At 35.0% G+C, this 26170-nt stretch carries 29 protein-coding genes, 1 other RNA gene and 1 pseudogene; 15 read left to right on the forward strand and 16 right to left on the reverse strand.

The features are described from left to right. From ACP5S8_RS03705 to pheT, 4 genes and pseudogenes are all read right to left on the reverse strand, one after another. Nucleotides 1–290 (reverse strand): annotated as a pseudogene (locus ACP5S8_RS03705) (ribonuclease Y); the annotation flags it as partial. After that, nucleotides 272–829 (reverse strand): 5-formyltetrahydrofolate cyclo-ligase, encoded by a 558-nt coding sequence (locus ACP5S8_RS03710; RefSeq protein ID WP_461875765.1) that lies wholly within the window; start codon nt 827–829, stop codon nt 272–274. The pseudogene ACP5S8_RS03705 and the gene ACP5S8_RS03710, both read right to left, overlap by 19 nt. A gap of 43 nt (nt 830–872) precedes the next feature. Further along, nucleotides 873–1039: non-coding RNA, 6S RNA (gene ssrS / locus ACP5S8_RS03715), on the reverse strand. A gap of 7 nt (nt 1040–1046) precedes the next feature. Further along, nucleotides 1047–3314: a phenylalanine--tRNA ligase subunit beta gene (gene pheT, locus ACP5S8_RS03720; protein ID WP_461875767.1), complete on the reverse strand. Its 2268-nt coding sequence runs from the start codon at nt 3312–3314 to the stop codon at nt 1047–1049. Between the two features lie 16 nt (nt 3315–3330). On the opposite strand from pheT, the gene ACP5S8_RS03725 reads away from it, so the two are divergent. Genes ACP5S8_RS03725 through ACP5S8_RS03745 form a run of 5 tightly spaced genes read left to right on the forward strand, consistent with a single transcriptional unit; the run spans nt 3331 to nt 6280 of the window. Next, nucleotides 3331–3783: a RusA family crossover junction endodeoxyribonuclease gene (locus ACP5S8_RS03725; protein ID WP_461875769.1), complete on the forward strand. Its 453-nt coding sequence runs from the start codon at nt 3331–3333 to the stop codon at nt 3781–3783. A gap of 44 nt (nt 3784–3827) precedes the next feature. Next, a complete protein-coding gene (locus ACP5S8_RS03730; RefSeq protein WP_461875770.1) occupies nt 3828–4241 on the forward strand; it encodes a flagellar protein FlaG in 414 nt (137 codons plus the stop codon). 4 nt (nt 4242–4245) lie between these two features. Continuing rightward, complete coding sequence (fliD, locus tag ACP5S8_RS03735) at nt 4246–5631, forward strand: flagellar filament capping protein FliD (protein WP_461875771.1); 1386 nt, start codon at nt 4246–4248, stop codon at nt 5629–5631. 12 nt (nt 5632–5643) lie between these two features. Then, entirely contained in the window at nt 5644–6075 is a 432-nt protein-coding gene (locus ACP5S8_RS03740; RefSeq protein WP_461870176.1) for a flagellar export chaperone FliS, read from the forward strand. Continuing rightward, nucleotides 6029–6280: a hypothetical protein gene (locus ACP5S8_RS03745; RefSeq protein ID WP_461875772.1), complete on the forward strand. Its 252-nt coding sequence runs from the start codon at nt 6029–6031 to the stop codon at nt 6278–6280. The genes ACP5S8_RS03740 and ACP5S8_RS03745 overlap by 47 nt, the downstream gene beginning before the upstream one ends. A gap of 6 nt (nt 6281–6286) precedes the next feature. Here ACP5S8_RS03745 and rimI read toward each other — a convergent pair whose 3' ends face one another. Further along, on the reverse strand, nt 6287–6721 hold the full coding sequence (rimI, locus tag ACP5S8_RS03750; protein ID WP_461875773.1) for a ribosomal protein S18-alanine N-acetyltransferase: 435 nt from the start codon (nt 6719–6721) through the stop codon (nt 6287–6289). A gap of 16 nt (nt 6722–6737) precedes the next feature. Between rimI and ACP5S8_RS03755 the strand changes: the two genes are divergently transcribed. Next, nucleotides 6738–7646, forward strand: coding sequence for an SAM-dependent methyltransferase (locus ACP5S8_RS03755; protein ID WP_461875774.1), 909 nt, complete (start codon nt 6738–6740; stop codon nt 7644–7646). Here ACP5S8_RS03755 and ACP5S8_RS03760 read toward each other — a convergent pair. The 3 genes from ACP5S8_RS03760 to hisIE all read right to left on the reverse strand — a co-directional run bounded on the left by ACP5S8_RS03760 (nt 7643) and on the right by hisIE (nt 9673). After that, nucleotides 7643–8500, reverse strand: coding sequence for a hypothetical protein (locus ACP5S8_RS03760; protein WP_461875776.1), 858 nt, complete (start codon nt 8498–8500; stop codon nt 7643–7645). The two genes, ACP5S8_RS03755 and ACP5S8_RS03760, sit on opposite strands and share 4 nt — an antisense overlap. Nucleotides 8501–8639: 139 nt before the next feature. Next, nucleotides 8640–8990 carry a HesB/IscA family protein gene (locus ACP5S8_RS03765; RefSeq protein WP_461870170.1) on the reverse strand — a complete coding sequence of 117 codons (351 nt, stop codon included), beginning with the start codon at nt 8988–8990 and terminating at the stop codon, nt 8640–8642. Between the two features lie 53 nt (nt 8991–9043). After that, nucleotides 9044–9673, reverse strand: a complete 630-nt coding sequence (hisIE, locus tag ACP5S8_RS03770) for a bifunctional phosphoribosyl-AMP cyclohydrolase/phosphoribosyl-ATP diphosphatase HisIE (protein ID WP_461875777.1) — start codon at nt 9671–9673, stop codon at nt 9044–9046. A 56-nt stretch (nt 9674–9729) separates the two neighbouring features. Between hisIE and ACP5S8_RS03775 the strand changes: the two genes are divergently transcribed. Continuing rightward, nucleotides 9730–10983: a deoxyguanosinetriphosphate triphosphohydrolase family protein gene (locus ACP5S8_RS03775; protein ID WP_461875778.1), complete on the forward strand. Its 1254-nt coding sequence runs from the start codon at nt 9730–9732 to the stop codon at nt 10981–10983. Then, entirely contained in the window at nt 10919–12355 is a 1437-nt protein-coding gene (locus ACP5S8_RS03780; RefSeq protein WP_461875779.1) for an ArnT family glycosyltransferase, read from the forward strand. The genes ACP5S8_RS03775 and ACP5S8_RS03780 overlap by 65 nt, the downstream gene beginning before the upstream one ends. Nucleotides 12356–12362: 7 nt before the next feature. On the opposite strand, the gene groL is transcribed toward ACP5S8_RS03780, so the two are convergent. After that, nucleotides 12363–13994, reverse strand: coding sequence for a chaperonin GroEL (groL, locus tag ACP5S8_RS03785; RefSeq protein WP_461870727.1), 1632 nt, complete (start codon nt 13992–13994; stop codon nt 12363–12365). 32 nt (nt 13995–14026) lie between these two features. Continuing rightward, complete coding sequence (gene groES / locus ACP5S8_RS03790) at nt 14027–14317, reverse strand: co-chaperone GroES (protein ID WP_461870726.1); 291 nt, start codon at nt 14315–14317, stop codon at nt 14027–14029. A 171-nt stretch (nt 14318–14488) separates the two neighbouring features. Between groES and ACP5S8_RS03795 the strand changes: the two genes are divergently transcribed. The 7 genes from ACP5S8_RS03795 to ACP5S8_RS03825 are packed head-to-tail and all read left to right on the forward strand — an operon-like array spanning nt 14489 to nt 20465. Continuing rightward, a complete protein-coding gene (locus ACP5S8_RS03795) occupies nt 14489–15100 on the forward strand; it encodes an alpha/beta fold hydrolase (RefSeq protein WP_461875780.1) in 612 nt (203 codons plus the stop codon). A gap of 8 nt (nt 15101–15108) precedes the next feature. After that, nucleotides 15109–15876 (forward strand): ribonuclease PH, encoded by a 768-nt coding sequence (gene rph / locus ACP5S8_RS03800; protein WP_461875782.1) that lies wholly within the window; start codon nt 15109–15111, stop codon nt 15874–15876. Continuing rightward, nucleotides 15873–16802: a histone deacetylase family protein gene (locus ACP5S8_RS03805; RefSeq protein WP_461875783.1), complete on the forward strand. Its 930-nt coding sequence runs from the start codon at nt 15873–15875 to the stop codon at nt 16800–16802. Before rph ends, ACP5S8_RS03805 begins: the two co-directional genes overlap by 4 nt. Then, nucleotides 16795–17685, forward strand: a complete 891-nt coding sequence (gene rsmH, locus ACP5S8_RS03810) for a 16S rRNA (cytosine(1402)-N(4))-methyltransferase RsmH (protein ID WP_461875784.1) — start codon at nt 16795–16797, stop codon at nt 17683–17685. Before ACP5S8_RS03805 ends, rsmH begins: the two co-directional genes overlap by 8 nt. After that, the gene (locus ACP5S8_RS03815; RefSeq protein WP_461870721.1) at nt 17666–17908 is read left to right on the forward strand and encodes a hypothetical protein; all 243 of its coding nucleotides are present in this window, start codon (nt 17666–17668) and stop codon (nt 17906–17908) included. The genes rsmH and ACP5S8_RS03815 overlap by 20 nt, the downstream gene beginning before the upstream one ends. Further along, nucleotides 17905–19641 (forward strand): peptidoglycan D,D-transpeptidase FtsI family protein, encoded by a 1737-nt coding sequence (locus tag ACP5S8_RS03820; protein WP_461875785.1) that lies wholly within the window; start codon nt 17905–17907, stop codon nt 19639–19641. The genes ACP5S8_RS03815 and ACP5S8_RS03820 overlap by 4 nt, the downstream gene beginning before the upstream one ends. Further along, the gene (locus tag ACP5S8_RS03825) at nt 19638–20465 is read left to right on the forward strand and encodes a CinA family protein (protein WP_461870719.1); all 828 of its coding nucleotides are present in this window, start codon (nt 19638–19640) and stop codon (nt 20463–20465) included. The genes ACP5S8_RS03820 and ACP5S8_RS03825 overlap by 4 nt, the downstream gene beginning before the upstream one ends. On the opposite strand, the gene miaB is transcribed toward ACP5S8_RS03825, so the two are convergent. The 6 genes from miaB to ACP5S8_RS03855 form a co-directional block, all read right to left on the reverse strand. After that, nucleotides 20436–21743 carry a tRNA (N6-isopentenyl adenosine(37)-C2)-methylthiotransferase MiaB gene (gene miaB, locus ACP5S8_RS03830; protein WP_461875787.1) on the reverse strand — a complete coding sequence of 436 codons (1308 nt, stop codon included), beginning with the start codon at nt 21741–21743 and terminating at the stop codon, nt 20436–20438. The two genes, ACP5S8_RS03825 and miaB, sit on opposite strands and share 30 nt — an antisense overlap. A gap of 47 nt (nt 21744–21790) precedes the next feature. Then, on the reverse strand, nt 21791–22930 hold the full coding sequence (locus tag ACP5S8_RS03835; protein WP_461875788.1) for an HlyD family secretion protein: 1140 nt from the start codon (nt 22928–22930) through the stop codon (nt 21791–21793). Beyond that, complete coding sequence (locus ACP5S8_RS03840; protein WP_461875789.1) at nt 22917–24170, reverse strand: TolC family protein; 1254 nt, start codon at nt 24168–24170, stop codon at nt 22917–22919. The genes ACP5S8_RS03835 and ACP5S8_RS03840 overlap by 14 nt, the downstream gene beginning before the upstream one ends. Then, nucleotides 24167–24781 (reverse strand): TetR/AcrR family transcriptional regulator, encoded by a 615-nt coding sequence (locus ACP5S8_RS03845; RefSeq protein ID WP_461875790.1) that lies wholly within the window; start codon nt 24779–24781, stop codon nt 24167–24169. The genes ACP5S8_RS03840 and ACP5S8_RS03845 overlap by 4 nt, the downstream gene beginning before the upstream one ends. A gap of 7 nt (nt 24782–24788) precedes the next feature. Further along, entirely contained in the window at nt 24789–25409 is a 621-nt protein-coding gene (locus ACP5S8_RS03850; RefSeq protein WP_461875791.1) for a riboflavin synthase, read from the reverse strand. Continuing rightward, nucleotides 25409–26170, reverse strand: a 762-nt coding sequence (locus ACP5S8_RS03855) for an EAL domain-containing protein (protein ID WP_461875792.1), incomplete at its 5' end; no start/stop codon positions are given. The genes ACP5S8_RS03855 and ACP5S8_RS03850, both read right to left, overlap by 1 nt.

Below are 26170 nucleotides of genomic sequence, written 5' to 3' on the forward strand. Positions count from 1 at the left end.
TTGATGGCTTCTTTTTCTTTCTCAAGTTTTTCGTTCTCTTTTTTGATAAACTCCATGTACTTGGATGCTTCTCTTTCGGCTAGTTCTTTTGAATACTCTAGCTGTCTTTTAGCCTCTTCTAATATGGCATCTGCTTGTCTTTTAGCCTCTTCTAAGAGTATCTTTGACTCTTCGGATGTGCTTGGCACATTCACCATTTGCTTTTCGCTTAGCTTTTTAAAAGCTAAAAACCCAAAACCAGCTAACGCTAACACTAAAATTGATAGGATACCTATAACGACAGTTTCCATTGGTAATTACCTCCTTCTATTACATAATTCTCAGAAATGATTTTGTTAAGCTTTACATCAAAAGGGTCTTTTTCTATAGAATCGACAATTTGAAAATCGTAGCATACACCTATAGAAAAAATGTTTTTGTTCGCTGACAAAAATCTATCGTAGAAACCCTTACCAAAACCTATGCGGTAAAGATGTTTATCAAAGCAAACACCGGGTACCAAACAAAGATCTATATTCGTTTTCTGGCATTCCGCTGGCTCTAAAGTGTTGTAAACAGATTTTATGAAAGGGCCTTTGTAAAGACATGGCACAAGCGTATTATCAACAATTTTTGGTACAGAAACAACTTTCCCTTCATATATGCTCATATCAACAAGCGGATTTACTTCTTTCCTTATGGGAATATAAGCCATCACAGACTTAGCCCTTTTAAAATCTTTATCTTGTGAAAGGTTCTTTGCTATCTCTAAGGAAGCGTTGTATACTTCTTCCTCAGAGAGCATATCGCGCCTTTTTAAAAAAATACTTCGCAATTCTTTTTTTGACATATACCTCCATAATCAGGAGGCAAAAGAAGAAAGACAAGAAGGATTTATACCCACCCTACCGTCGTGCAAACATACATGCGGGCCTCCTATTTTTAGGTGGGTGCCCTGTCAAAGGGTCTACAGCGAGACGCCTCTGAACTTCCGAGCTCCCTAATAGCTCACATGTAGGCCCCAAAAATATCTTCACACTAACGAGTAGGGCAGGCCTTTATTTAAACTAAGCAAATCTAAGCTCTACACCCTCTTCTTTAAGGCGTTCTAACAGTTTCTCTATTAGAACGTTTACTTCTTCATCTTCTAAACTTCTATCAAGGGCTCTTAAGCTAAGTCTTAAACCTACGCTCTTCTTATCTTCTTCTATTTGCTCTCCTTTATAAAAATCAAATACTAAAATATTTTCTAGCATAGCTCCAAAAAACTCTCTTATGAGAATAATAAGCTTTTGAACGTCAAAATCAATGCTCATTATCAGTGAGATGTCTCTAACTATCGGTGGATATTTTGATATTTCTTTTATTTCACGGTATTTTGCTCTATTAGGAATTTCAAACTCACAGACGATTGCATCTTGGAGTATCTCGCTTTTCAAAACGCCGAAAAATCCTATATCTTTATCCTCAAACTTTAGGCTTCCTTGTTGATAAGGATGAAGGAAGGAGAAACTAGAAAAACCAAACATGATATCTTTGTTTATAGCTTTTACTATCTCCTTTATATGGTTTATATTCCATTTTGTTTTAGGATATACTCTCTTGTGGCCTCTTAACAATATACATATATGGGTGGATTGGGAATCTTCTTTAAAGATATCAGATATCTCAAATATAGCAAAGTCATATACGTGCTTTTTAACATTTTGGTCTGCCAACCTTATCATAGATGGTGTTAAATATCTTCTTAAGAACCTAAATGAAGGTAGTATGGGATTTTTGATTTCTATGGTGGGTTTTTCCAAGCCAAGGGCTTCGTAGTCTTCTATTTTGTCAAAGCTTAAATTTATTACTTCTTTTAATCCGTTGGCCACCAACTTATTCTTTATTTCATAAATATAATCTCTCTTGTCGTTAGGCTTTGGTAACAGTGTTAACGGTTCTGTTTCAAAGGTGTTAAAATCTGTTATTCTTACGATTTCTTCTATAAGGTCTACGGAAGAGTCTATATCGTAGTATCTATGAGACGGAGCTTCAAACTCTATGCCGCATCTCATAGGCTTGTGGGGAATACCCAATTTGTTGGCTATCTCTGATATTTTTTCTTTTTCAAAATTAAGGGCGGTGTATCTTACATAGTCGTTCATGGGTAAGAAAAACTTTTTAACAGGCAATTTTTCCCTTACAACTTCATTATAACCCACGACTTTACCGCCAGCTTCTTTTTCTATGAGTTTTAAAGCGAAAATAGAGGCTTTTAAAGCCATATCTATGTCTATGCCTCTTTCAAACCTATAGGAGGCATCTGTTGATAATTTTAGAGTCTTTGAGGCTTTTCTTACAAAAATTGGATCAAAAAGAGCAGATTCTAAAAGTATGTTTTTTGTGTAATGAGATATGGAACTATCTAACCCTCCAATAACACCAGCCAAAGCTATCGGCTCTTTGTCGTTGGCTATAACCATAATGGACTCATCAAGTTCGTATTCTTTTTTGTCTAGAGCTACGAGCTTTTCCTTTTGTTTTGCTTGCCTTACAACAACTTTATTACCAATTTTGTCTTTATCAAAAGCATGAAGAGGTTGTCCTAAAACCATCATAACGTAATTTGTTATATCAACAACGTTTGAAATAGTTTTAAGACCCATTTTCCAGAGAGATTTTTTAAGCCAAAGTGTTGAGCTTTTAACAAATACATCTTCTACAATACTGCCTACATATCTATAACATCCTTGAGTATCAATTGATATATCTATATCTACTTTTTCTGGTAAATCCTGTTCTATACTGAAATTAAACGGTTTGTTTGTGATGGCGCTTATCTCTCTTGCTATGCCAACTATAGAAAGTAGATCTCCTCTATTTGGTGTAATTTCACATTCCAACAAATATTCCCCAAAATCGAGCAAAGATGCTACATCCTCGCCTACTTCAACGCTATTATCGAATATTAGAATTCCCTCTTCTATGTCATCTAAGCCAAGTTCTGAGGCTGACAAAAGCATCCCTTGAGATTCAAAGCCTTTAAAGGTTTTTATATCTATAGTTTTACTACCTATAGTAGCTCCTTTTGCAGCTACCGGTACTTTTGCTCCTACATAAACGTTGGAAGCGCTTGTTATTATATTGACGGTAGTATCTCCTAAAAATACTTTACATAGATTTAAGTTTTCAAGCTTTTGTATGGATAAAATTTCACCAACCTTTACATTTTTTATGTCGGTACCAAATCTCTTCAACGTAGTTTCGGTGCCAGATATAGAAAGCTTGTCAGCCACATGTTGAGGGTCTTCTATTTCTACATATTCGTTTAGTATTGATAAAGGTGCAAACATAGTATATTATTTTATCATGGAAGATAATACGCTGTATCTATTTATTTCAGAACCCCCTAAAGGAAAAGCAAACAGATATATAAGGCAAAAGGGTGGAACCGTATTTAAACCTTGGAAGATTTCATCTTGGGAAACAAAGGCTTCTTGGGAGATAAGCTTACAGCTAAAAAAACTAAGCTTTAAAGAACCATTTTCTTGTAAGGTGTCTGTTGAAGCTGTTATATTTTTACCAGACAAAAGAAGAAGGGATATAGACAACATGTTGAAAACTCTTTGGGATGTGTTGGAAAAAAACGACGTTATAAAGAATGACAACTTAATATATGAGATAAATACTATAAAACATGTTGAGAAGGGTTTGCAGGGGATTTTTATTAAAATAAAGCCTTACAAAGAACAAACAACGAAGATAGAAGAAGCTAAAAATTTTATAAGAATTGCCGATAACAATATCATTGAAGAATGGTGAAATAGTGATATGTTATTTGTAAGAAAAGCTTGGAGGTTTTTATTATGACGCCGCTTGAACTTGGAGGTTTGGATAGCGTGTTGGCAAGTCAGTTAAATAATCAAAATATTCAAAATACTCAAACGAGTCAATCTATCCCAGCCACTCAGCCTCAAGGTGATCAAAATATCCCTGATACACAAAATCTACAGAATGAAAAAAGTACAGATTATAGCAATACAAGTAAGGATAATTCAGAAAAGCAAATTCAAAAAGCAATAGAGCAACTAATCCAGAGTTTATCTTATTTAAACACACATCTTAACATTACGTTGGATAAAAAAGCAGATAGTTTAGTTATAAAAATAATAGACAACAAGACTAACCAAGTAATAAAAGAAATTCCGCCGGAATATATGTTAAGAATAGCAGAGGCTATTAACAATTTAGTGGGTATCATTGTAAATAAGAAGGTATGAAAATATGGCTGGAATAGCTTTGTCTGGATTTTCAAATCTATTTAACAGTGGTAGTATTCTGGCCGCTGTTATGTCATCTAGTAGTTTACCGCTTTTATCGCTTAGCCAACAAGCGGCTTACATGCAAAATCAAATGCAAGAGATAAACTACATATACAATCAATCAATGTCTGTGTTTTCTACTATGATGGGCTTTGTGCTAAATCCTGTCACGGGTTCTATGACAGCTATAAGTTCAAACTCGTATGTTTTAAACGCAATAGCTACGCCCAACACTGCTCCTGGCACATATAACATTACTGTTCAGCAACTGGCACAACCAGAAATATCGTTGCTAGGAAGCTTTTCATCGGCAAATACACAACTTGGTCAAAGCGGTACTATAAGTTTATTTTTTAGATCAAATACATCTTCTTCGGGTATCACTGACAACAATTTAAGCGCCACTACCCCTGGTGTTCAAGAATTTAATATTACATACAACGGTACAAATACGTTACAAGACATAGTAAACGAAATAAATAATACCGCTGGGTCTGATGTAACAGCTTCAATATTTTACAATGGCAATACATATAGTCTTATGCTTGCGGAAAAACAAGGGGCTTCTACTTTTACTACTTCTCCCTCCACTACTCAGCATGTGATAGTAGCAAAAGATAGTTCAGGTATATTTACTCAAAACTATATACAAAATGCTCAAAATGCTGTTATAAATTTTGGAGGGGCTAGCGTTACATCAAATGTGAATCAGATTCAAAACGTAATAAGCGGAGTCACTTTAAACCTTTCTGGTACTGGGTCAGTAATTCTCAGTATATCTCAAGATACATCACAAGTGGCAAACAACGTATCAAACCTTATAAATGAAATAAACAACATACTTACTCCTATAAACGTTTTAACGGAAAAACCTGGTACTTATCCGTCTCAGAATTCCTTGACATCTGCAAATCCTTTTATAATTCCAGGCGATTTTATGGGCAATTTTATGTTGACAAACTTAAAAACCCAACTCCTTAGCGTAGTCCAGCCATTAGAAAATCTAGGAGTCGTAAACTACAACTATCAAACAGGTCAATTGCAGTTTGATTCTAATAGCTTTCAAAATTTGCTAAGCACCAGTTCTCAGAAGGTGCTTAACTCTGTAACTGCTTTTGTGAGCAGCTTGAGTCAGGCTATAATGAATATTATTTCTCCAAATGGGGCTTTGATGACAGAAGAGAACAACATATCTTCAAATTATGCATACACAGAGAACCAGATATATCAAATGCAACAATCTTTACTGTTGCAACAACAACAGCTTCAACTTCAGTTTTCACAGGTGGAAGCTGTAATGGCAAGTTCTAGCGCTGAGATAACAAAACTTCAAACACTTTTAGGATAAAGGAGGTAAATTATGTATCAAAATTTGAAGGACAGCTATGTAGAAAATATGCTTTTTAGTGCAAATCCTTTACAACTTATTATTATAGCTTATGATAAAGCTATAGAGTTTATGGAACTTGCTATAGAAGCTATAGATGCAGGCCTTGATAACATAGACAACCTAATAAAAAAATGTGAATACATTACCAAAGCTACTGAGGCTGTAGCTATACTTCACGACTCGCTGAACTTTGAAAAAGGTGGGCAAGTGGCTAAAGATTTATCAAACTTTTACAGAGTAATTTTAGAAGGACTTTTGATAGCAAATCAGAAAAACGATAAAGAGCTTCTCCAAAATATGATTATGATGCTATCTGGTGTTAAGCAAGCTTGGGAAGAACTAGAAAGGAGAGAATATGGATCAAAATCAGTCGCCACTGAAAAAGCTGCTCCTTCAGTGTGAGCTGTACGTTCAAACCGATGAGTACGATAAAGCTAAGGCTTGTTTGGAAGAACTGAATAACTTAGATGTCTCTAAGGAGAGAAAAGAAGATATAGAGGAATCTTTAAGAATTTTAAACTACATAATAGAGATAGCTAGCGAAAAGAGGCTTGGGTTAGCCCAGGCTATAGCAAATTTTAATAAGTTTAAAAACTATCTCTTTTAAAAGAGATTACAGCTCTTTTGACATTACAAAAGCGTTTTCCCCGTCTGAGTAAAAGCCAGGGCGCTCCCTTTCGATAGAAAACCCAAGCTTTTTATACAATTTTATAGCTGGCAGGTTAGATTTCCTGACGTCAAGTTCTATATAATTTATATTTTCTTTTTTTAAAAGCTCGAAAACCTCTGTTAAGAAATTAAAGGCTATCCCTTTCGATCTATACTCTGGATGAACTGCAAATGTCATCATAAAAGCTTCTTTATCATGACACCAGAATATAGCATATGCTACAACCTTTCCATCTTCTAAACCTACCCATTTTTTTGAATACTCCAAACTAAACTCTCTGTAAAATCCTTGCTCGTTCCAAGCATCTGTAGTAAAAGATAGATTGTTTATCTCTATAACTTCGTCTATGTGCTCTTTTGTCATCTCCATTATTATCATGATGTATAATTTTAGCATGAAACGTTTTTACGATTTTTTTATACAAAAAGCCCAAGACTATTATTCTACAAATCCTAAAATAGGAAGAGGGGATTTTTTTACATCACCAGAACTTGATGAGGCTTTTGGAAAAAGTATAGCTTATTTTTTGAAAGATTGCTTAGATACCTTTGATAATCCTAAGATATTGGAACTTGGTGCTGGAAATGGCATTATGGCTAAGGATATACTAGAAGTTTTGGACATTCCTTATATAATATATGAGACAAGCCCATATCTTACAGATGTCCAACGTAGTTTATTAAAAGATAAAAACGTAGCATGGATAAGCTCTTTGGAGCTCGTTGACACTTTTGAGGGCGTAGTGCTGTCAAACGAATTTTTTGATGCTTTGGGCATAGCTCCTGTCAAAGATAAGATGGAGCTTTACATAGAATCTTCAAAGGAGTTATGGCAGGAGCCTCACGAAGATACAAAAAAAATTATTGATATTCTACAGATAGACGACGCTTATTATGAATTACCAATAGACAGCTTTTACATATACGAAAAAATATCAAGGATTTTAAGAAAAGGATACATGCTTACCATAGATTATGGCTACAAAACATCCCCTCGTAAAAACACTATAAGAGGTTATAAAAACTCAAAAATTGTCCAAAATATATACACCGATGAGATATTTGATATTACGTACATGGTGGATTTTTCTATGCTTCAAAGAATAGGGGAGCATTTTGGTTTTAAAAATGTATTTTTAAAAAAGCAAAGGGACTTCCTTATAGAAATCCCTTATTTTGTGAAGACCCTGGAGGAAGTATGCCAGGAGGAGGATGCATACTCCATCGAAAGGTGCTCAAGGCTTAAAAATCTTATCCTTAGCATGGGAGATAGTTTCTATGTGCTTTTACAAGAAAAGCCTTAAAATCTATAGCCAAAACCAGCATAAACACCATCTTTAAATCCGCTTGGTAGTGTGGAGGAATTTCCTCTGTTGAGATTGTTAAAGCCGTATGTTTCTACGTGAAAATCAAGATTCTTTGTAAGATAATACATAAAACCCACTGTCAAATCAAATTCCCTCTTTGTCCCGGCGAGCCCGTCGTGGGATGTAAATATTTTGTTGCCGTATTTTCTTTCAAAATAAAATCTCATGTCGAGGTTTAAAGCTAGTTTTGGGTTGTTTACATCTCCTATTAGAAACAGTTTATCTTTTGTGCCTATGCTAAGCAACGGAGCATAGGGTACTAAGTTTGGTGCTACTCTGTTGCCATAAAAGTATACATCGGTAAAAACCGAAGACACTATCTTCTTATAGCAATATTTTGCTCTTAGCCTTGAGCCAAAGTTGTAGTTGTCGTTGGTGGGTATTTCTTTTTCTTCGGCTCCGTATTGAATTACCTGAGAAGACGTTATAGAAGGTTTGAAAGATGTTAACGGCTGATAATCTTTTGCAAAAAGCCCAATACCAATTTTTGAATGTTTATCTTCGTAGAAGTTGTAAAGGCCAATAGCTTTTAAGTTTAACTGTAGAAGTTTGTTCTTTTCTGTGCCATTTCCTGTATCGGCAGAGCCGTAATATCCGTCTGCTTTAAAATCTGCATCAAATCTTTTTATCCCCAAATGAAAATCGTAACCTACGTTTAATTCTGGTCTTAGCGTGACACTTCTTATGCCTGGCAATCTTCCAGCAAATAGGTTTACATAAACCTCGTTTTTAAGGTTTTTAGAAAAAGCCAAACCATTCAATATCCCAAAAGCAACGATTATCTTTTTCATTAGAAGATGATAATATAAGCGTATGAAAAAGCAATGAAGCTAAAATGAAAATATGATGATATTTACTGAGAAGTATATAATAACTAACTTTTTATGAATAAAATAAAAAAACCCGCTTATAGCGGGCTGGTATTTAAGCTTAGTGTGAACCGCAACCACCAGAACCGCAGCCGCAACCACCACCAAAATTGTTTGGATTTTTAATGGTAAATCCACCGCCCATAAAATCTTGGACGTAATCAAGTTCTGCACCGTTTATATAAGGTACAGAAAATTGGTCTATGATGATTTTTGTGCCGTTTGATTCCAATACGATGTCTGTTTCTTCTACGCTATCGTCAAATCCCATAGCGTATTGGAAACCAGAACATCCGCCTGGCACAACCCTAATTCTAAGCATAGGGTTTTCAATGTTGTTCTCAGCTGCTATCTTAGCTATTTCCTGAGAAGCCAATTCTGAAACTGTAAAAACTAAAGTAGTTGCTTCCATAAAAGCCTCCTTAAAATTGATAATCTTAATCTAAGGTTAAAATAGCTTAGTTGCTATGATTTATGTCTTCTTATAAGCTCAAATTCTATATCCTCAAAGGACATATCGGAATATTTTATACCCACCAAAATATGATAAATTAAGTCCGCCAATTCATAAGCTATCTCTTTTTTATCTTGGTTTTTAAAAGCTATAACGCTTTCTATAGCTTCTTCGCCTACTTTTTGCACTATTCTATCAAGTCCTTCTTTTATAAGCTTAGAAGTGTACGAGTTTTCTACTGGATTTGATATTCTATCTATTATAAGTCTTTCTAAAAATGGTAATATCTCAAAGGGCATCAAAGAAGGTTTTTCGTTTTCTTTATTAAAAGCTCTAAAAAAGCAGTTTCTATTGCCTGTATGGCAGGCTATGTCTTTTTGTTGTTTTATCATATATATGAGTGTATCGTTATCGCAATCTATCCTTATTTCCAGCACCTCTTGTAGCTCTCCAGATGTTTCACCTTTTTTCCATATGCTATTCCTCGAGCGAGAAAAGTAGTGTGCGTAACCTGTCTCTATTGTTTTTTTGACAGCTTCTTTGTTTGCGTAAGCTAGCATTCTTATCTCGCCGCTAAAAGCATCTTGGGCTATTACTGGTACAAGGCCTTGTTCGTTAAAAGCTATATCCTCTATATTCATAGATAAGATTATACACAATTTAAATGTATTTAATATGCTAAGATATATAAATGCCCATGATTGGCTATAGCGATTTTGATAAAGAAAGGATTCTGAAAGAAGATGAGTTTATACAAAAAAAGAAAGATACCGATGTAAGAAGTGATTTTGAGCGGGATAGAGCAAGGATTATACACTCTTCAGCTTTTAGAAGACTCCAAGGAAAAACTCAGATAATGAGTCCTGGTTATCTTGATTTTTATAGAACAAGGTTGACGCACAGCCTTGAAGTAGCCCAGATATCAAAAGGCATAGCGATAAAACATGGCATTGATAGTACTATTGTAGAAGCGATATCTTTGGCGCACGATATAGGCCATCCACCGCTAGGGCATTCTGGTGAAAAAACTTTGAGAGAGTTGATGAAAGAGCATGGTTTGTTTGAATCAAACGCTCAAAACATAAGAATACTTACTTATCTTGAGATAAAAACTTTAAAAGATGACAAAAGTTATGGATTGAATTTAACAAGGGCGGTTTTAGATGGTGTAATAAAGTATAAAGGCTTTTTGTCAAAAGAAAATGAAAAAGGTTTATACAAAGAAAATAAAACAGAATTGGAGTTTGTAGATCCTTATTATCAAGATGCTCAAGTTCCCATAGAGACTCAGATTATGGACTGGGCAGATGATATAGCGTATTCGGTACACGATATAGAAGATGGTGTAAGGCTTTCTTTAATAAACTCTATAGTTATAGATAAAATAGGACAGAAGATCCTAGAAGATGCAAAAGAGTCAAATATAGACAGAAGTTTTGCAGAACAATCGTTGAAAAACTTTCAAGAAGAGCTTTATAAGATACAAAAAGCCGGGGCTTTTGAAAGAAAAAAGCTTTTAAAGTCGTTTACATCTTTCAGAATTCATAGATTTATAAACGCTACAAAAATAGAACAAAATGACAAGGCAAGGCCTAATACTCAAAGATACGACTATAAGCTTAAAATAGATGAAGAGGCTAAGTGGGAAGTTGTTATATTGAAAAATATAAGCAAAGAGCTTTTTATAAACGATTATAGATTAGAACAACTAAGGCATAAATTAAGTTTCGTTATTAAAGAGCTTTTTGGGCTTTTATCTCAGAAAGATGCTAAAAAATATTATCCAGATGATTTTAAATATATGTGGGATATAAATAACTGCGATTATGATGAAAAAATGCGCTTTCGTCTTGCCTGCGATTACATAGCTGGAATGACCGACAATTTTGCCCTTAAACTTTATAGGAGGTTGTTTAGCCCTACCAACGATGGATTATTTGATATCGCGTAAGCATTATCTTTTGCTTTTCTTAGTAATATCTCTTTATTTTTTAAACCTTGGTACAAATCAGGTGTTTGCTCCAAACGAATCTTTCTATGCGGATGCTGCTTTAAACATGCTGAAAACTGGCAATTATCTAATTCCCATTTACAACGACCATATAAGGTTGGCAAAGCCACCTCTTTTATACTGGCTTATAGCGCTATCTTTCAAAATATTTGGGGTCTCTAGTTTTTCTCTTAGATTGCCCTCTGCTTTGGCTGGGAGTTTTTGTGTGCTTTTTACTTACATATTCGGAGAAAACATAGCAAAAAACTTAGGCCTTTACGGTGCTATAGCCACTGGTATGGCGCTTGAATTTGTATCAAACGCAAGGTATGCTTCTCCAGAAGTACTTTTTTGTTTTTTTATAAGTAGTGCTATATATTTTTTATACTTTTATTTAAAAAGCCGAAAAATTTACTACCTTGTTGCATCTACGATATCGTCTTCTCTAGCGATGCTTACCAAAGGTCCTGTGGGAATTCTGATAGTGGGTTTTGTGGGCTTTTGGTATATTGTATTTGAAAATCCTAAGCTTTTAAAAGATTTAAAGCTTTATATAGCGTTTGTTATAGCTCTTTTTATAGGCGGGCTTTGGTATATAGAGGTTTTGAATTCGCCTTATAAAGAGATTCTTATAAACAAGTTTTATATAGAAAATATAAAGAGGATAAACGCTTTGGAATCTGACCCTTGGTATTTTTACATAAAAGATACAATAGTGTCTTTTGCTCCTTTTTCCATTATACTTTATTTGTTTTTTCTCAATCCCAAAATTTTAAAAGTAATAAAACTTGCGAGCGTATGGTTTTTTTCACTTTTTATCGTATTTTCCTTGATAAAGATGAAGATTCCAACATACCTTATACCGGCTTATCCAGCGATGGGTTTTATAGTAGGCATGAACGCCATGACTAAAAAATACTTTAGATACATGTTTTGGATACTATTTTGTATTGGACTTTTAATATACTATGCTTTGATTGTTTTTATTTTACCATCTATAGAGCCTTATAGACCATATAAAGAAATGGGCTATATCATAAAGCTTTACAAAGGCAATAAACCGGTTTATTATCAGGGGTACTTTATTCATCAGTTACCGTTTTATGCAGATACTACAATTAAAAAATTTGCCAAAAATTCAAAACCGGGCATTCTGATAACGGAAACTCCATGTGAGCAACCTTTATGGAAAGGTTATGTATATACAGATTCTGAGTCAAGGTTTTTAGTATTTTTAAGAGATATTTATAAGTTTAAGAAAGGGAATATTAAAGATTCTAAGTTTAAACGATTTTATATATGTAATTATAAAAGCCCCAAAACGGGGCCTTGAAGATGCATTAATCAAAATCTGGTGGCATGTCGGTTGGGGTTGGTGTCTTTTCCTTCTTTTCTGGTAGTTCAGCTATAAGAGCTTCGGCAGTCAACATTGTTCCGGCTGCAGATGCTGCGTTTTGTAAAGCGGTTCTTACCACTTTGGTTGGGTCTATTATACCTGCTTTTACCATATCTTTGTACTCTCCGTTGGCAGCGTCAAAACCATAGTTCTTGTCTTGATTTTCGTACACTTTCTCAAGCACCAAAGAGCCTTCGTAACCTGCGTTATAAGCTATTTGTTTGAGAGGATACTTGCAGGCGTTGTATATAATTTTCACTCCAAGCTCTCTGTCTTTGTTGGCGTTTGTGTAGTTTTCTAATACTCTTGAGGCTTTTGCTAAAGCTGTACCACCACCAGCCACTATGCCTTCTTCTGCGGCAGCTTTTGTGGCGTGTACCGCATCTTCTACTCTGGCTTTCTTTTCTTTTAGCTCAGACTCCGTAGCGGCTCCAACTCTTATAATGGCTACGCCACCAGAAAGCTTAGCAAGTCTTTCTTGAAGTTTTTCTCTGTCGTAGTCTGAGGTGGTTTCTTTTATTTGCTTCTTTATTTGCTCTATACGAGCTTCTACCTTTTTCTTGTCGCCCTTTCCACCTATTATAGTGGTATTTTCCTTATCCACTATTACTTTTTCGGCTTGTCCAAGCATGTCAAGAGTTACAGATTCCAACTTTATACCAAGGTCTTCAGTTATAGCTTGGCCACCGGTTAATATAGCTATATCCTCTAAGTAGTCTTTTCTCCTTTGTCCAAATCCAGGTGCTTTTACAGCTACAGCCCTTATTACACCTTTTAGCGTGTTTACTACCAACGTAGCAAGCGCTTCAGCTTCTACATCTTCAGCTATTATTACTAACGGCCTACCGACTCTTACTACGTTTTCTAATACCGGTAAGAGTTCTTTTATGTTGCTTATCTTCTTCTCAAATATTAGTATGTATGGGTTTTCCAATACTGCTTGCATCTTGTCTGCATCGGTTATAAAATATGGTGAGAGGTATCCTCTGTCAAATTGCATACCTTGTACTGTTTCGAGTGTGGTTTCAGAGGATTTTGATTCTTCTACGGTTATTACACCATCTTTTCCTACTTTTTCCATAGCTTCGGCCAACAATTTTCCTATTACAGGATCGTTGTTAGCAGATATTGTGGCTACTTGTTCTATTTCTTTGTTGCTTGTCACAGGTATAGAGGCTTTCTTCACTTCTTCTATTACAAGTGCTACAGCTTCATCTATGCCTCTTTTTAAATCCATTGGATTGGCCCCAGATGCTATGGCTTTTAAGCCTTCTGTAAATATAGCTTGAGCTAAAACTGTAGCTGTAGTGGTACCATCACCTGCTACATCGGCGGTTTTGGAAGCAACTTCTTTTACAAGTTGAGCTCCTATGTTTTCAAATTGATCTTTTAGCTCTATTTCTTTGGCTACCGTCACACCATCTTTTGTAACAACTGGTACACCCCATTTCTTTTCTATGATAACTTCCCTACCTTTAGGTCCAAGGGTGACTTTAACGGCGTTAGCCAACTTGTCAACACCTGCTTTTAATTTTGCTCTTGCTTCTTCTCCATAGATAACATGTTTTGCTGCCATACTTCACTTACCTCCTATAAGATTTTTTTAAATTATTCAATGATAGCTAATACTTCGTCTTCAGCCATTACAAGATATTTTTCGCCGTCCAACTCTACTTCTGTGCCGGCATATTTGTTGAAAAGCACCTTATCACCCACCTTTACAGCCAACGGTCTTATTTCACCGTTGTTTAGGACTTTCCCGTTACCTACTGCTATTACCTCACCTACTTGAGGTTTTTCTTTGGCCGTATCTGGTATTATGATACCAGACGGTGTTTTTTGCTCTTTTTCTTCCATGCGCTTTACAACAATCTTGTCGTAAATCGGTTTTAACTTCATGCTTCGTACCTCCTTCTAAGTTTTTCTATAAAAAATTATATTAACTTTTTTGCAATTTGTCAAGTGTTTTATAATACTTTCTGATAATATCTTACTCAACTTTAATTAGCATAAATATATTAAGTTATTATAAGTCATTGTAAAAGCTAAAAATTTTGATATAATAAAAATGTGAGAGTGTTTATACACGGTTGGGGTTTTGACAATAGCGTATTTAACGGTATATTAAGAGAAGAAGATGTTAAGTTAGAATTACCAGGACATGGAAACGCTATAGACTCTCTTGAAAAAGCTGCCAGCTTTTATAGTAAGTTGCTAAAGGATTTTAAAAGTATAGAAATTATAGGTTGGTCTATGGGTGCTTCTTTAGGAATTATGTTAACACAACGTTTGAAAAATGTAACGAGTCTTAAGCTTATAGGATTTAGTCCTTATTTTAAAGAAGCCCACGATAAAATTACAATTTCGGCTTTTATGAGGACTATGAAGAAAGATTTTTACAAAGGTATAAAAGAATTTAGAAAAAACGCCTATCATTCTGAGTTTAATAGTGAGTACCCAATCAAAGATATAGCTTTAAGTATACTTGAAGAATATATAAACCTTGATTTGAGGGAAGCTGTAAAGAATCTTGATGTTTCTCTTAGGCTTATACAAGGAGAAAATGATATTGTGGTGCCTATGCAAGAAGCTTATAAAACAAAAGAGTTAAATGGGAGAATAGATATTTTTTTATACAAAGGTGGGCATTTTCCTACTATACAAGTGCTAAAAGAGTTATAATATAAAGTATGAGGAAAAACAATAGAAAACTTGACGAATTAAGACCCATAAGGATTCAAAGAGACTTCAATATACATGCAGAGGGCTCTTGTTTGGTAGAGTTTGGTAATACAAGGGTGATATGTACGGCATCCATAGCCGAGAGCGTGCCACCTTTTTTAAAAGGTAAAAACCAAGGATGGATAACAGCAGAGTATTCTATGTTGCCAAGGGCTACAGCCACAAGGAATATGAGAGAGGCGGTGACCGGTAAAATAGGCGGAAGGACGCATGAAATTCAAAGGATGATAGGAAGGGCTATGAGAGCTGTTATAGACCTTACAAAAATAGGCGAGAGAACTGTGTGGATAGATTGTGATGTTATACAAGCTGACGGCGGTACAAGGACAGCTTCAATAGTGGGTGCTTTTATAGCTATGACAGATGCTATAATAAAGTTAAATGAACAGAAGCTTATAAACTCTGTGCCCATAAGGGATACGGTAGGAGCTGTGTCTGTTGGGATAGTAAACAATCAACTAATGCTTGATCTCGATTTTGAGGAAGATTCAAATGCCGCCGTAGATATGACTATAGTGGCAACCGGAAGCGGTGAGATAGTGGAGATACATTCTTTGGGAGAAGAGGCTACTTATACGAGGAAGGAGTTTGAAGCCATGCTAGACCTTGGATTGGAGAGTCTGAAACAAATAGCGGAGCTTCAAAATGTTTTTTACGAGAAAATGCCTTCAATAAACCTTTGGAAGAGAAAAAGCGTTAAAGAGGCTAAGCTATGAAAACAGCCTTGTACTATGATGATATTTACCTTCTTCATGACGAGCCAAAACATCCAGAGAATGCCAATAGATTAAAGGTAGCCTTAAAGTATGTATATGAATCTGACATAAAAAATATTTTATCTTTTGAAAAGCCTAGAAAAGCTACAGTGGAAGAGGTATCAAAAATACACGACACTTATTATATACAGGAAATATACGAATTTTGCAAAAAAGGCGGTGGATATTTAGACCCAGACACCTACGCTTATCAGCATAGCTACGATGCGGCAATGATGGCAGCTGGTGCTATTTTAAAGGCAATAGAGGATATAAAAGATGCTAAACAAGAAGCTGCTTTTTGTTTGGTAAGACCACCTGGTCATCACGCCGAGTACGCTAAAGCGATGGGTTTTTGTATTTTTAACAACGTAGCCATAGGTGCAAGAAAAGCCCAAAACCTTGGATATAAAAAGGTTTACATAGCAGATTTTGATGTACATCATCCAAACGGTACACAGCATACTTTTTATGAGGATGGCTCTGTGTTTTTATTTTCTACCCATTGCTACCCTTTTTATCCAGGTACCGGTGCAGCAGATGAGAAAGGCTTTGGAGAAGGTCTTGGTACTACGTTAAACGTACCCCTAAGGGCTGGGACTGGCGATGAAACTTATATAGAGGTTTATCAGACAAAATTCTTAGAAAGTTTTAAAGCTTTTAAACCGGATATATTGTTGATAAGTGCCGGGTACGATTTGCATGAAGATGATCCTCTTGGTCCTATGAGGGTTACTTCGCAAGGTATAAAAGAGATTACAAGCATACTTATAAATGCGGCAAAAGAGCTTAATATACCGGTTGTAGCTACGTTGGAGGGAGGATACAACTACGAGGCGACCGCTCAAGGAATATTAGATACGTTGTTCAACATGGTAAATGCATAAAAGCGTTCTTTTAAAAGAAGTTACAGATTTTCTATCAAATCCTTGCCCAAAAGTACATATAGACGCTACTTTAGGTCTTGGCGGTCATGCAAAAGCGCTTTTAGAAGTTTGTAAGGATACGTTTTTAATAGGTATAGACAAGGATGAAAACGCCATTGAAATAGCAAAAGATAGGCTAAAAGGCTTCAACGCGGTGTTTTATCACGGCTCTTTTAAAGATTTTGATGTTGTGCTAAAAGAAGAGGGTTTATCGTATTTTGACTCTATTCTTTTTGATTTTGGTGTATCGTCTTTGCAGCTTGACGAGGAGGAGGGTTTTTCATTTCAAAGAGAAGATTTTCTTGACATGAGAATGGATAAAAGGCAGCAAAAAACAGCTTATATTGTAGTAAATACCTATAAAGAAAAAGAGTTGGCTGATATATTTTATAAGTACGGTGAGGAAAGGTTGTCAAAAAAGATAGCAAAAGCTATAATAGAGAAAAGAAAGAAAAAACCCATAGAGACCACAAAAGAGCTGGCAGATATAGTGTCATCTTGTTATCCATACAAATACAGCAAAATAAATCCAGCCACAAAAGTATTTCAAGCTCTTAGAATAGAGGTAAACAACGAATTAGAGGATATAAAGATAGCTCTGTCAAAACTTTTAGATTTTGCTATAGAGGGCTCTAAATTTGCTTTTATATCATTCCACTCTTTGGAAGATAGGCTTGTGAAAGAATTTATAAAAAACAACGCCAATAAACTTAAACTTTGCTCTAAAAAGCCGATAACACCTTCTGATGAGGAGTTACTTTACAACAAAAGAGCTAGATCAGCAAAGTTACGTTGCGCAAAGTTATGCTATAATGAAAAAAAGGATGAAGCTTTTGATAGTTAGTTTTTTGCTTTTGGTATTAAATATACTTTATTCTAGTTATGTGAAATATGAGCATTACAAACAAGCTAAGATGATAGTAAAAATAAAAGATTTAAAAGCTGAAAACCTAGAACTAGAAGCCTACATAACAAACAAAATAAATTATTATTCTGTTAAAGACTTTGCTGAAGGTAAAAATTACCAACCAGTTTCATGGAACGATATAACGTTTCTTAACCAATGAAAGCTAAAAGTTTGACGGCAAAATCTGAGAAGAAGTTAAAACTTGTAATATTTTTAATTTTTGCATTGTACTTTTTGGTATTGGCAAGAGCTTTTTATATACAGGTTATAGCTGGTGAAAACTACGTTAAAAAAGTTTTGGCGGATTTCCCAAAAGGACGTATTATAAAGATAACTTCTTATAGAGGCTCTATACTGGATAAAAACGGTCAACCTTTAGCTATAAGCTTACCTACTATTTCTATATATGCGTTTCCAAAGTTGATACAAAATAAACAGGAATTAGCAGACAAACTTTCAAAAATATTGGGATTACCACAATTTCAAATATTAAATACCTTAAACTCTAAAGAAAGGTTTGTATGGATAGCAAGGCATGTTTCACAATCTGATAAAGGGCTTGTAGAACAAGCTATACTTGATACCAACAACTCTAAAGGCGTGGGAGTGCAGAGTGATTTTAAGAGATTTTATCCAGAACACAACGTAGCTTCTAATCTCATAGGATTTGTAGGATGGGACGGCAAAGGTCTTGATGGGATGGAGTACGCTTTAAACAAATACTTGGGTGGGAAACCAATAGAGGTGATGACGATATTTGCTCCAAAAGAAGGCAAGATGGTTTTAAAACCATTGTCTATTCAAGATACTGGTACACAAAACGATGTTTACCTAACTATAGATATGGGCGTTCAGTCTATAGTTGAGGATATAAAAAATCAGATAGTTAAAGAGTTTAACCCAAGGCGGGTGGCTATAGTAGTAGAAGATGTGAGGAATGGAAATATACTTGGTATGGCTACATACCCAGATTTTGATCCAAACGATTATTACAACTATCCGCAGAGAGATTGGCGAAATTCTGCGGTTACGGATGTCTTTGAGCCAGGTTCTGTGATGAAGCCCTTTTTCTTAGGGTACGCCATGGCAAAAGGTTATATTCATAGGGGGGAAACCTGCAACGCCAACGGTGGTAGAGGGGATTTTTACGGCCATATAGTAACCGACGTAGAACACAACGGTATACTTACAATGTCTCAAATTCTCATTGTATCAAGCAACGTATGTGCTATGAAAGTGGCTTCTCATCTTACTAGAGAAGACGCTGAAAACGTAGTTAATCTATTTCATCTAGTGAAACCTTACAATATAATACCTGGTGAGCAAGCTGGTATATTGCCTAACTTTTATTATCCTATAAATCGTATGTTTGCTACTATAGGACAGGGTATTGCAGTAAACGCTTTGAATTTGGCAAATGGCTATGCTGCGTTGGCAACTGACAATCTTTTAAAGCCACATATAGTAAGAAAGATCGTGAACCCATTAGGGCAAGTAATATATCATGAGCATGTGGATGTGATACATAAAGATATATACCCACAAAGCACCATAGATTGGCTTCACTACGCTTTAGAGCAAGTTGTAGAAAAAGGTACTGGTACTGCTGCAAAATCAAACCATTTCACAATAGCTGGTAAAACAGGAACCTCTCAAATATTTAACTTCAAAACTGGTCATTACTCTTGGAGAAAAGTGGTAGCCGTTTTTGCAGGATTTTTTCCAGTATCAAACCCAAGGTTCTCCGCTGTTATCGTTGCATACGACCCGCATCCTAAAAATGGAGCTCTTGCTTGGGGCGGTAGCGTATCCGCTCCTTACTTTAAGGAACTAGTTGATAGAATAAGCTTTTATTACGCCATAAAACCTGACAAGGTAGGACAAAGCAAATGAATTTTATAAACGTTGTTTTTGAAGACGTTGTTTGTTATGATGATTACCTTGAAAGACTTCAGAAATATTTATTTGAAAAGGGTTATATAATTTCTTCAAAAGCCAAAAACTGTATTGTTATAAACAAGGAAAACTACAACCCGTTGTATTGGGATAGATTTTTAAATTTGGATGCAAAACAAAAACCGTTGGTGCTTAGATTGTTTTACTTAGATAAAGATTTAGAACAAATAAGGGATTGTTATATAAAACAAACACCTTTTGGATTTGATATTTTTACAGAAGAAAGCGAAGTGTTTAGGCTTTTAAAAGAAGAGTATAAAGATTACATATATGCAGATACATATGAAAGTATAGAGGAAACTGTTATAAAAACTTTGAAAGACAAGTCAAAAACTCTTGTTTGTGCTGAAAGTTGCACCGCTGGAATGATAAGCTCAAGCCTTGTGAATGTGGCTGGTTCATCTCAGGTATTCTTGGGAGGCTTTGTAGTTTATTCTAACGATTTTAAAGTAAATTTTTTAAACGTTAATAAAACCCTGATAGAAAAACATGGGGCAGTTTCAGAAGAGGTGGTAAGGGCAATGGCGCTTGGAGCTCTTGAGTACTCTGATGCTGATATATCAATTGCGGTTAGTGGTATAGCTGGTCCTGGGGGAAGCGAGTTTAAACCCCAAGGCTTTACTTACATGGCTATAGGTACCGATGAAAATATACTTGTATACAACTACACGTTTAAATCCGATCGCAATACCAATAGGAGACAGACAACGGCTTTTATATTGTTTAGGCTTTTAAAGGATGTTTTGAACCACACCGTCTAAACTTTGGAAACCAGTTTTTGTAATAAGCACTTCAACTTCTTTTCCTAATATATCATTAGAAGATGTGATATTGCACCACACGTTTGTAGTAGTCCTTCCTATGTATGTATTTTCTTTTTTGTCCTCTACAAGGACTTTTTGAACTGTGTTTTCATATCTTCTCATAAGCTTTGAGGTTATTGCTTTTTGAATTTCCAAAAGTCTTTTCATTCTATCTGTCTTTATTTCATCTGACAAATCATCTTCCATATGGTATGCAGGTGTATTTGGACGTTTTGAATATTTGAAAGAAAATACTTGCTCAAACTCAACAGTTTGCACCACGTCTAAAGTATGCTGGAAATCCTCTTCTGTTTCTGTTGGAAAACCTATAATGATATCCGTAGAGAAAGTTATATCTTTCACTTTAGATTTTAGTTTTTCTATCCTATTTAGATAGTAAGCCTTTGTATAGTTTCTTTTCATGAGCTCTAATATCCTATCTGAACCTGCTTGAAATGGGAGGTGTAAATGGTTTACCATATTTGGAAGGCTTGCCATAGTCTCTATAATATCATCTGTCATATCTATAGGATGTCCTGTAGTAAATCTTATCCTTTTTACGCCTTCTATTTTAGATATGTTTTCTAAAAGCTTGTAAAAAGGATAATCAATATCTTTGCCATAAGCAGTAACATTTTGACCTATTAGGTGTATTTCCAGGACACCGTTATCTACAAGGGACTTTACTTCATCTAAGATGCTTTGAGGGTTTCTGCTTCTTTCTTTTCCCCTAGTAAAAGGGACTACGCAGTAAGTGCATTCTTTGTCGCAGCCTCTCATTATAGTGACGTAAGCACAGTAGCTGTTGTCTCTAACGGTGGGATAAGAGTCCAATATATTTTCTAAAGGGTCTTCTTCTTCCAATATCTCTATAGCTCTATTGCCAACTTTTACATCTTCTAAAAGTTTTGGTATGTTGTGTATGTTCTTAGTGCCAAATACCAAGTCTACAAAAGGCATTTTTGAAGCTATTTCATATCCTGCTCTTTGTGCCATACATCCGCATACGCCTATTTTTACATTTGGGTTTTTAGATTTTAACTTTTTAATCTCTCCAAGATGAGACCAAACTTTTTGATCTGGTTTTTCTCTTATAGTGCATGTGTTTAGTATAACCAAATCGGCATCTTCTTCTTTATTAGCAGGTTCATACCCTTGTGTTTGTAAAATACCTTTTATTTTCTCAGAATCGTTTATATTCATCTGACAACCGTAAGTTTTTATAAAGTATTTCATAGCCAAATAATTATAAGCTCAAAAACTATTTATTAAAATGAAATAAATCAATGATTAGCGCACCTATCTATAGCCACTTCACCGCTATATCCTACCCTTAACAGGTTGATATTTCCCTTTGTAATTTTAATTTTAACGGGTATTCTTTGGGCTACCTTTGTAAACTCTCCCGCCGTGATATCTCTTGGTATAAGCGCGAATTTAGCAGCTGATGCTCTTAAAATCTCAGATACTACACCTTCGTAATGTTCGTTTGGTAAAGCGTCTATGTGTATGTGTACCAAACATCCTTTCTTTATGCCGTGTAGTTTTGTTTCATCTATTATATCAAGCACATATACAGATTTTGGATCATATACAGCATATATTGGTTGTCCCGGTTTTACTATATCACCCACACTTACAAACTTTTTTACTATATACCCCGATATAGGGCTGGTAAGTTCCGTTTCGGCTATCATATCAGATACATTTTGAAGTTTTGCTTCTAGAGATTTTATCTGGTTTTCTGTGGCTTTTATTTTTTGGGTTAGCTCTTTAGCCTCTTTTTGATTATTTTGGGCAATGGCTACACCTAAATTTTGAGCTTTTGATAAAGAAGCCATTGCGTTAGCTTGATTTAACAACGCGTTTTTTTCGTTTAAAAGGTTTTTAAGTTCTGTCTCTTTTTCTTCAAAAGCATGCCTTGATATAACACCATCTTTATAAAGTTGATGAAATCTATGATAGTCCTTATTTACTAAAGATATCTTTGCATCCAAAGCTTTCACTTTGTTCATTATAGATTGCATATTTTGAGTAGCTTCCATGGTTTTATATAGATTGGCTTGAGCCTCTAATCCTGTACCTACTAGAAGTCTATCCCTTTGTATTTTGTAAAGGTTTATTTCGCTTTCTAGCTCTTTAATCTGATACTTTAGGGCTTTATATTCTAATTTATAATCCGTATCATCTATTTTTGCCAAAGGTTCGCCTTTTAGGACTTTGTCTCCCTCTTTTTTGAATAGTTTTACAATTCTTCCACTGTCTCTTCTGTAAGCTACATCTGTAAAGGTATTAGCCTCTACAAACACTGCATCGGAAACCGCATGCGTTATCCTATAGTATATCCATTTAAAGGCTATTAGAGAAAAAACCACTATGAGTATGACCAATACAGCTATACCAATCTTTTTATTTTTGTCCATAAGCCACCACCTCTAGGAGTTTGTATACCGATAAAGCGTAAAAATATCTACTGTTTACCACGTCTGTTCTTGCTTTTGTAAGGTAATCTTCTGCATCTATAACATCTGTGTTTGTGCCAAGCCCTGCTTTGTACTTTTCAGAAGCTATTTTGTAGTGCTCTTTTGCATCTTTTAATTCAGAATCTGCTAATGCTATGTCTTTTTCTGCGGTTTTAAGCTCCTCATAAGAAGATGTAACTTGTAGCTTTACGTCGTCCTCCAATTTTTTATAGTTTGTTAAAGCTTGTTTATAAGCCAAAAACGCTTGATGTACTTCATGAAATCTTTTTAAGCCACCAAACATTCTCCAATAAACTCCAGCGCTCACCAAGTCTTGATAATAAGGTAATCCCGGTATCTGGTCAGAATATCCATACCTTGCTTCAACGTAGGCTTTTGGAAGATATGTAGATTTCACCAAAGCTTGGTAGTCTTTGGCTTTTCTTATAAGCGTTTTGCCGTATTTTAGTATGACTCTATTTTTTAGAGCTATGTTGATAAGTTGGTTTAAATCGTATTTGCCAAGCGGGTTTGACACGTAGCTTATTTCCTTCAAACTATGCACTGGTCTTCCTACAAGGTTTGAAAGTTTTTGAAGGTACACTTTATATTCCCCTTCGTCTTTTGCTAGTTTTTCTTTTGCTTGATTTAGTTTTACCTTTGTTTGCAGTATATCTTTAAAAGCTACAAGACCTTGTTTGTACATTTGTTCTACGTTGTAAAGATGTCTTTCGTAATCCTTTACTTCCTTTTTATCCACTTCTATAAGCTTTTTCTTTATAAGTGCATTTATATATGTATCTATAACATCTATCTTAACGTCCGTTTTAACTGCTGTAAGCATATACTTTTGAGCGTTTACATCGTCTTTTGATATTTTATATTTGTAAAAACTAGGCATATCAAACAAAACTTGTTTTAGTCCAAAATTCCATTGGTCAAAGTGTCCCTTTTGAAATACAAAGCTGGTGGGTCCTTCTGGTATAGCGAGCCTTCTTCCTACGTTTGCATTGGCATTGAAGTCTAAGGTTGGCAAAAAGTTTCCAAAGGTTTCTTTTTTCTTTTCAGAGGCTATTTTGGTGTTTAGCTTTTGGTACAAAACATCTGTGTTGTATTTTAAAGCGGAATCTATGGCTTCTTTAAGGCTTATGCCAAAAGAAATCTGTGCAAAAGTTAAGATACCAAAGAGAATTTTTCTCATAATACTCCTAGGTTTTTAAGAGCTTTTTGCCATATTGGTCTTGGGTCCTCTCCTGTGAATATGTATATTTCAAGAAGGTGTTTTGAGAGCCCCAACAACATATGAGCTTTATAATCTTCTTTTATACCACATAGATTAAGTATCTTTTTCATCTTATCTAAAAATATAAACCTACCTTCTTTGTAAAACTGCTTAAATCTATCGTCGGTGCACATTCCTTCAAACAAAAGAACGCCGAATAGCTTACTTTTCTGAATCATTTTGGAAAAACCTTCTATGAAAAACCTTTTCTTTGCTTCTTCTATCTTACCTTCGCTGGCAAGCTTTATCGCCTCATCGGCATTTTCCAAAAGCTCTTTTCTAGACATTGTTAATATGCTTATAAAAAAATCCTCTTTTGATTTGAAGTATACGTAAAAAGTACCATGGGCTACGTTAGCCTTTTCAGTGATGTCGGATATTTTTGTTTTTGTAAAACCTTTCTCGTAAAAAAGCTTTATACCAGCTTCCACTATGGCTAATTTTGTCTCTAAGGCTTTTCTCTTTTTTCTGTTCTTGGCTTTGCTATTTAGCTCTTCCTCTTCTAATTTGCTTACTGACTCGTCAACCATATTTTAATTATAACAAACCGTTCATAAACTTGTCAAGAGTTGATTTGTCATAATTTTCCATATACCTAGCTACATATTTACCTATTATATCTGTTTCAATATTCACATAGTCTCCGGTTTTCTTTGCGTATAGGTTTGTATTCTCCCATGTGTGAGGTATTATATTTATCCTTATAAAATCTTCAAAAACATAGTTGATTGTAAGGCTTATGCCGTCTACAGCTATTGACCCTTTTGGAACTACCATCAATTTATAAGAAGATGGTATATATATATCTAACTCTCTATGCTCTCCTACATTTTTTATGCTTTTAATGTTTGAGACAAAATCAACGTGCCCAAGGACGATATGACCATCTAGTCTCGACACACCAGCTATCATAGATCTTTCAAGATTGACTGGGTCGTTTGGTTTTAGATATTTAAAATTTGTCCTAATCATGGTTTCTGGTGATACGTCAAAGCAAAAACCGTTATCTAGCTTCTTTATGACAGTAAGACAAGCACCGTTTACAGATACGCTATCTCCTATTTTTACTTCCAAAGAAGATTTTACACAAATTCTTGTATTTGTGGCTTTTGATATTGAAGCTACAAAACCTACTTCTTCTACTAGCCCAGTAAACATTAGATTTCTCCTATGGGCTTTCCATAGTAAAAGCCTTGAACAAAATCTGGCTGCAATTTATCTATAAACTTAACATCTTCTTCTGTTTCAACACCCTCTATAAGTATTTTGTAGCCTGAACTTTTCAGCCCTTCAGCTACCCAAGATATAATATCTTTGCCCTCTCTTAAAAAGAACCTATCTAACTTTACTATGTCTGGTCTTATTATGCTTAACTTTTGAAACGATGAATTTTCCGTACCAAAATCGTCCAAGGCTATACCAAAACCAAGGGCTTTCAACTCGTTTACCAAATATCCTATGGATTCTAAAGGCTCTCTTTCTTTTCTTTCAGATATTTCAAAGATTACATCTTGAGAATTTATCATGTCTTCTAAAAGATGTTTCATGCGTTTTTTGTTTTTCTTAAAAATATTTACGATCCTAAGTGGCATATTTATAAAAAGCTTTGGTTTTGGTTTTACATCTAAACTTTTTATTTTTTTTATAGCCAAATCTATAACGTATTCTTCAAAGGCGTATATAATATTTGAAGAGTAAACGATATCCATAAATACATAAGCTGGTATTATTTCCCCGCTTTCTGAAATAAGTCTCATGAGCACTTCATAACCGTATACCTTGTTTGTTTTAAAATCTATTATTTTTTGAAAAACAGGAAAAAGTCTTTTATCTTCCATGGCTTTTACTAAGTCGGATATACCTATGCTAAATTTGTTTTTTTTCATCAAATTACATATTACAACCTTGTTTGAATTGTA

The organism is Hydrogenobaculum sp. (assembly GCF_049967395.1).
Classification (GTDB): Bacteria; Aquificota; Aquificia; order Aquificales; family Aquificaceae; genus Hydrogenobaculum.

Coding starts and splice junctions, on each gene's coding strand:
- pheT (WP_461875767.1), bottom strand. CDS start 3,314: ATGTTTGCACCTTTATCAATACTAAACGAATATGTAGAAATAGAAGAC.
- ACP5S8_RS03740 (WP_461870176.1), top strand. CDS start 5,644: ATGTATCAAAATTTGAAGGACAGCTATGTAGAAAATATGCTTTTTAGT.
- ACP5S8_RS03835 (WP_461875788.1), bottom strand. CDS start 22,930: ATGGACAAAAATAAAAAGATTGGTATAGCTGTATTGGTCATACTCATA.
- ACP5S8_RS03775 (WP_461875778.1), top strand. CDS start 9,730: ATGATTGGCTATAGCGATTTTGATAAAGAAAGGATTCTGAAAGAAGAT.
- ACP5S8_RS03730 (WP_461875770.1), top strand. CDS start 3,828: ATGACGCCGCTTGAACTTGGAGGTTTGGATAGCGTGTTGGCAAGTCAG.
- ACP5S8_RS03755 (WP_461875774.1), top strand. CDS start 6,738: ATGAAACGTTTTTACGATTTTTTTATACAAAAAGCCCAAGACTATTAT.
- ACP5S8_RS03760 (WP_461875776.1), bottom strand. CDS start 8,500: ATGAAAAAGATAATCGTTGCTTTTGGGATATTGAATGGTTTGGCTTTT.
- groL (WP_461870727.1), bottom strand. CDS start 13,994: ATGGCAGCAAAACATGTTATCTATGGAGAAGAAGCAAGAGCAAAATTA.
- rsmH (WP_461875784.1), top strand. CDS start 16,795: ATGCATAAAAGCGTTCTTTTAAAAGAAGTTACAGATTTTCTATCAAAT.
- ACP5S8_RS03850 (WP_461875791.1), bottom strand. CDS start 25,409: ATGTTTACTGGGCTAGTAGAAGAAGTAGGTTTTGTAGCTTCAATATCA.
- miaB (WP_461875787.1), bottom strand. CDS start 21,743: ATGAAATACTTTATAAAAACTTACGGTTGTCAGATGAATATAAACGAT.
- ACP5S8_RS03725 (WP_461875769.1), top strand. CDS start 3,331: ATGGAAGATAATACGCTGTATCTATTTATTTCAGAACCCCCTAAAGGA.
- ACP5S8_RS03805 (WP_461875783.1), top strand. CDS start 15,873: ATGAAAACAGCCTTGTACTATGATGATATTTACCTTCTTCATGACGAG.
- ACP5S8_RS03765 (WP_461870170.1), bottom strand. CDS start 8,990: ATGGAAGCAACTACTTTAGTTTTTACAGTTTCAGAATTGGCTTCTCAG.
- ACP5S8_RS03845 (WP_461875790.1), bottom strand. CDS start 24,781: ATGGTTGACGAGTCAGTAAGCAAATTAGAAGAGGAAGAGCTAAATAGC.
- rimI (WP_461875773.1), bottom strand. CDS start 6,721: ATGATAATAATGGAGATGACAAAAGAGCACATAGACGAAGTTATAGAG.
- ACP5S8_RS03840 (WP_461875789.1), bottom strand. CDS start 24,170: ATGAGAAAAATTCTCTTTGGTATCTTAACTTTTGCACAGATTTCTTTT.
- hisIE (WP_461875777.1), bottom strand. CDS start 9,673: ATGAATATAGAGGATATAGCTTTTAACGAACAAGGCCTTGTACCAGTA.
- ACP5S8_RS03710 (WP_461875765.1), bottom strand. CDS start 829: ATGTCAAAAAAAGAATTGCGAAGTATTTTTTTAAAAAGGCGCGATATG.
- groES (WP_461870726.1), bottom strand. CDS start 14,317: ATGAAGTTAAAACCGATTTACGACAAGATTGTTGTAAAGCGCATGGAA.
- ACP5S8_RS03815 (WP_461870721.1), top strand. CDS start 17,666: ATGAAGCTTTTGATAGTTAGTTTTTTGCTTTTGGTATTAAATATACTT.
- rph (WP_461875782.1), top strand. CDS start 15,109: ATGAGGAAAAACAATAGAAAACTTGACGAATTAAGACCCATAAGGATT.
- fliD (WP_461875771.1), top strand. CDS start 4,246: ATGGCTGGAATAGCTTTGTCTGGATTTTCAAATCTATTTAACAGTGGT.
- ACP5S8_RS03820 (WP_461875785.1), top strand. CDS start 17,905: ATGAAAGCTAAAAGTTTGACGGCAAAATCTGAGAAGAAGTTAAAACTT.
- ACP5S8_RS03745 (WP_461875772.1), top strand. CDS start 6,029: ATGGATCAAAATCAGTCGCCACTGAAAAAGCTGCTCCTTCAGTGTGAG.
- ACP5S8_RS03825 (WP_461870719.1), top strand. CDS start 19,638: ATGAATTTTATAAACGTTGTTTTTGAAGACGTTGTTTGTTATGATGAT.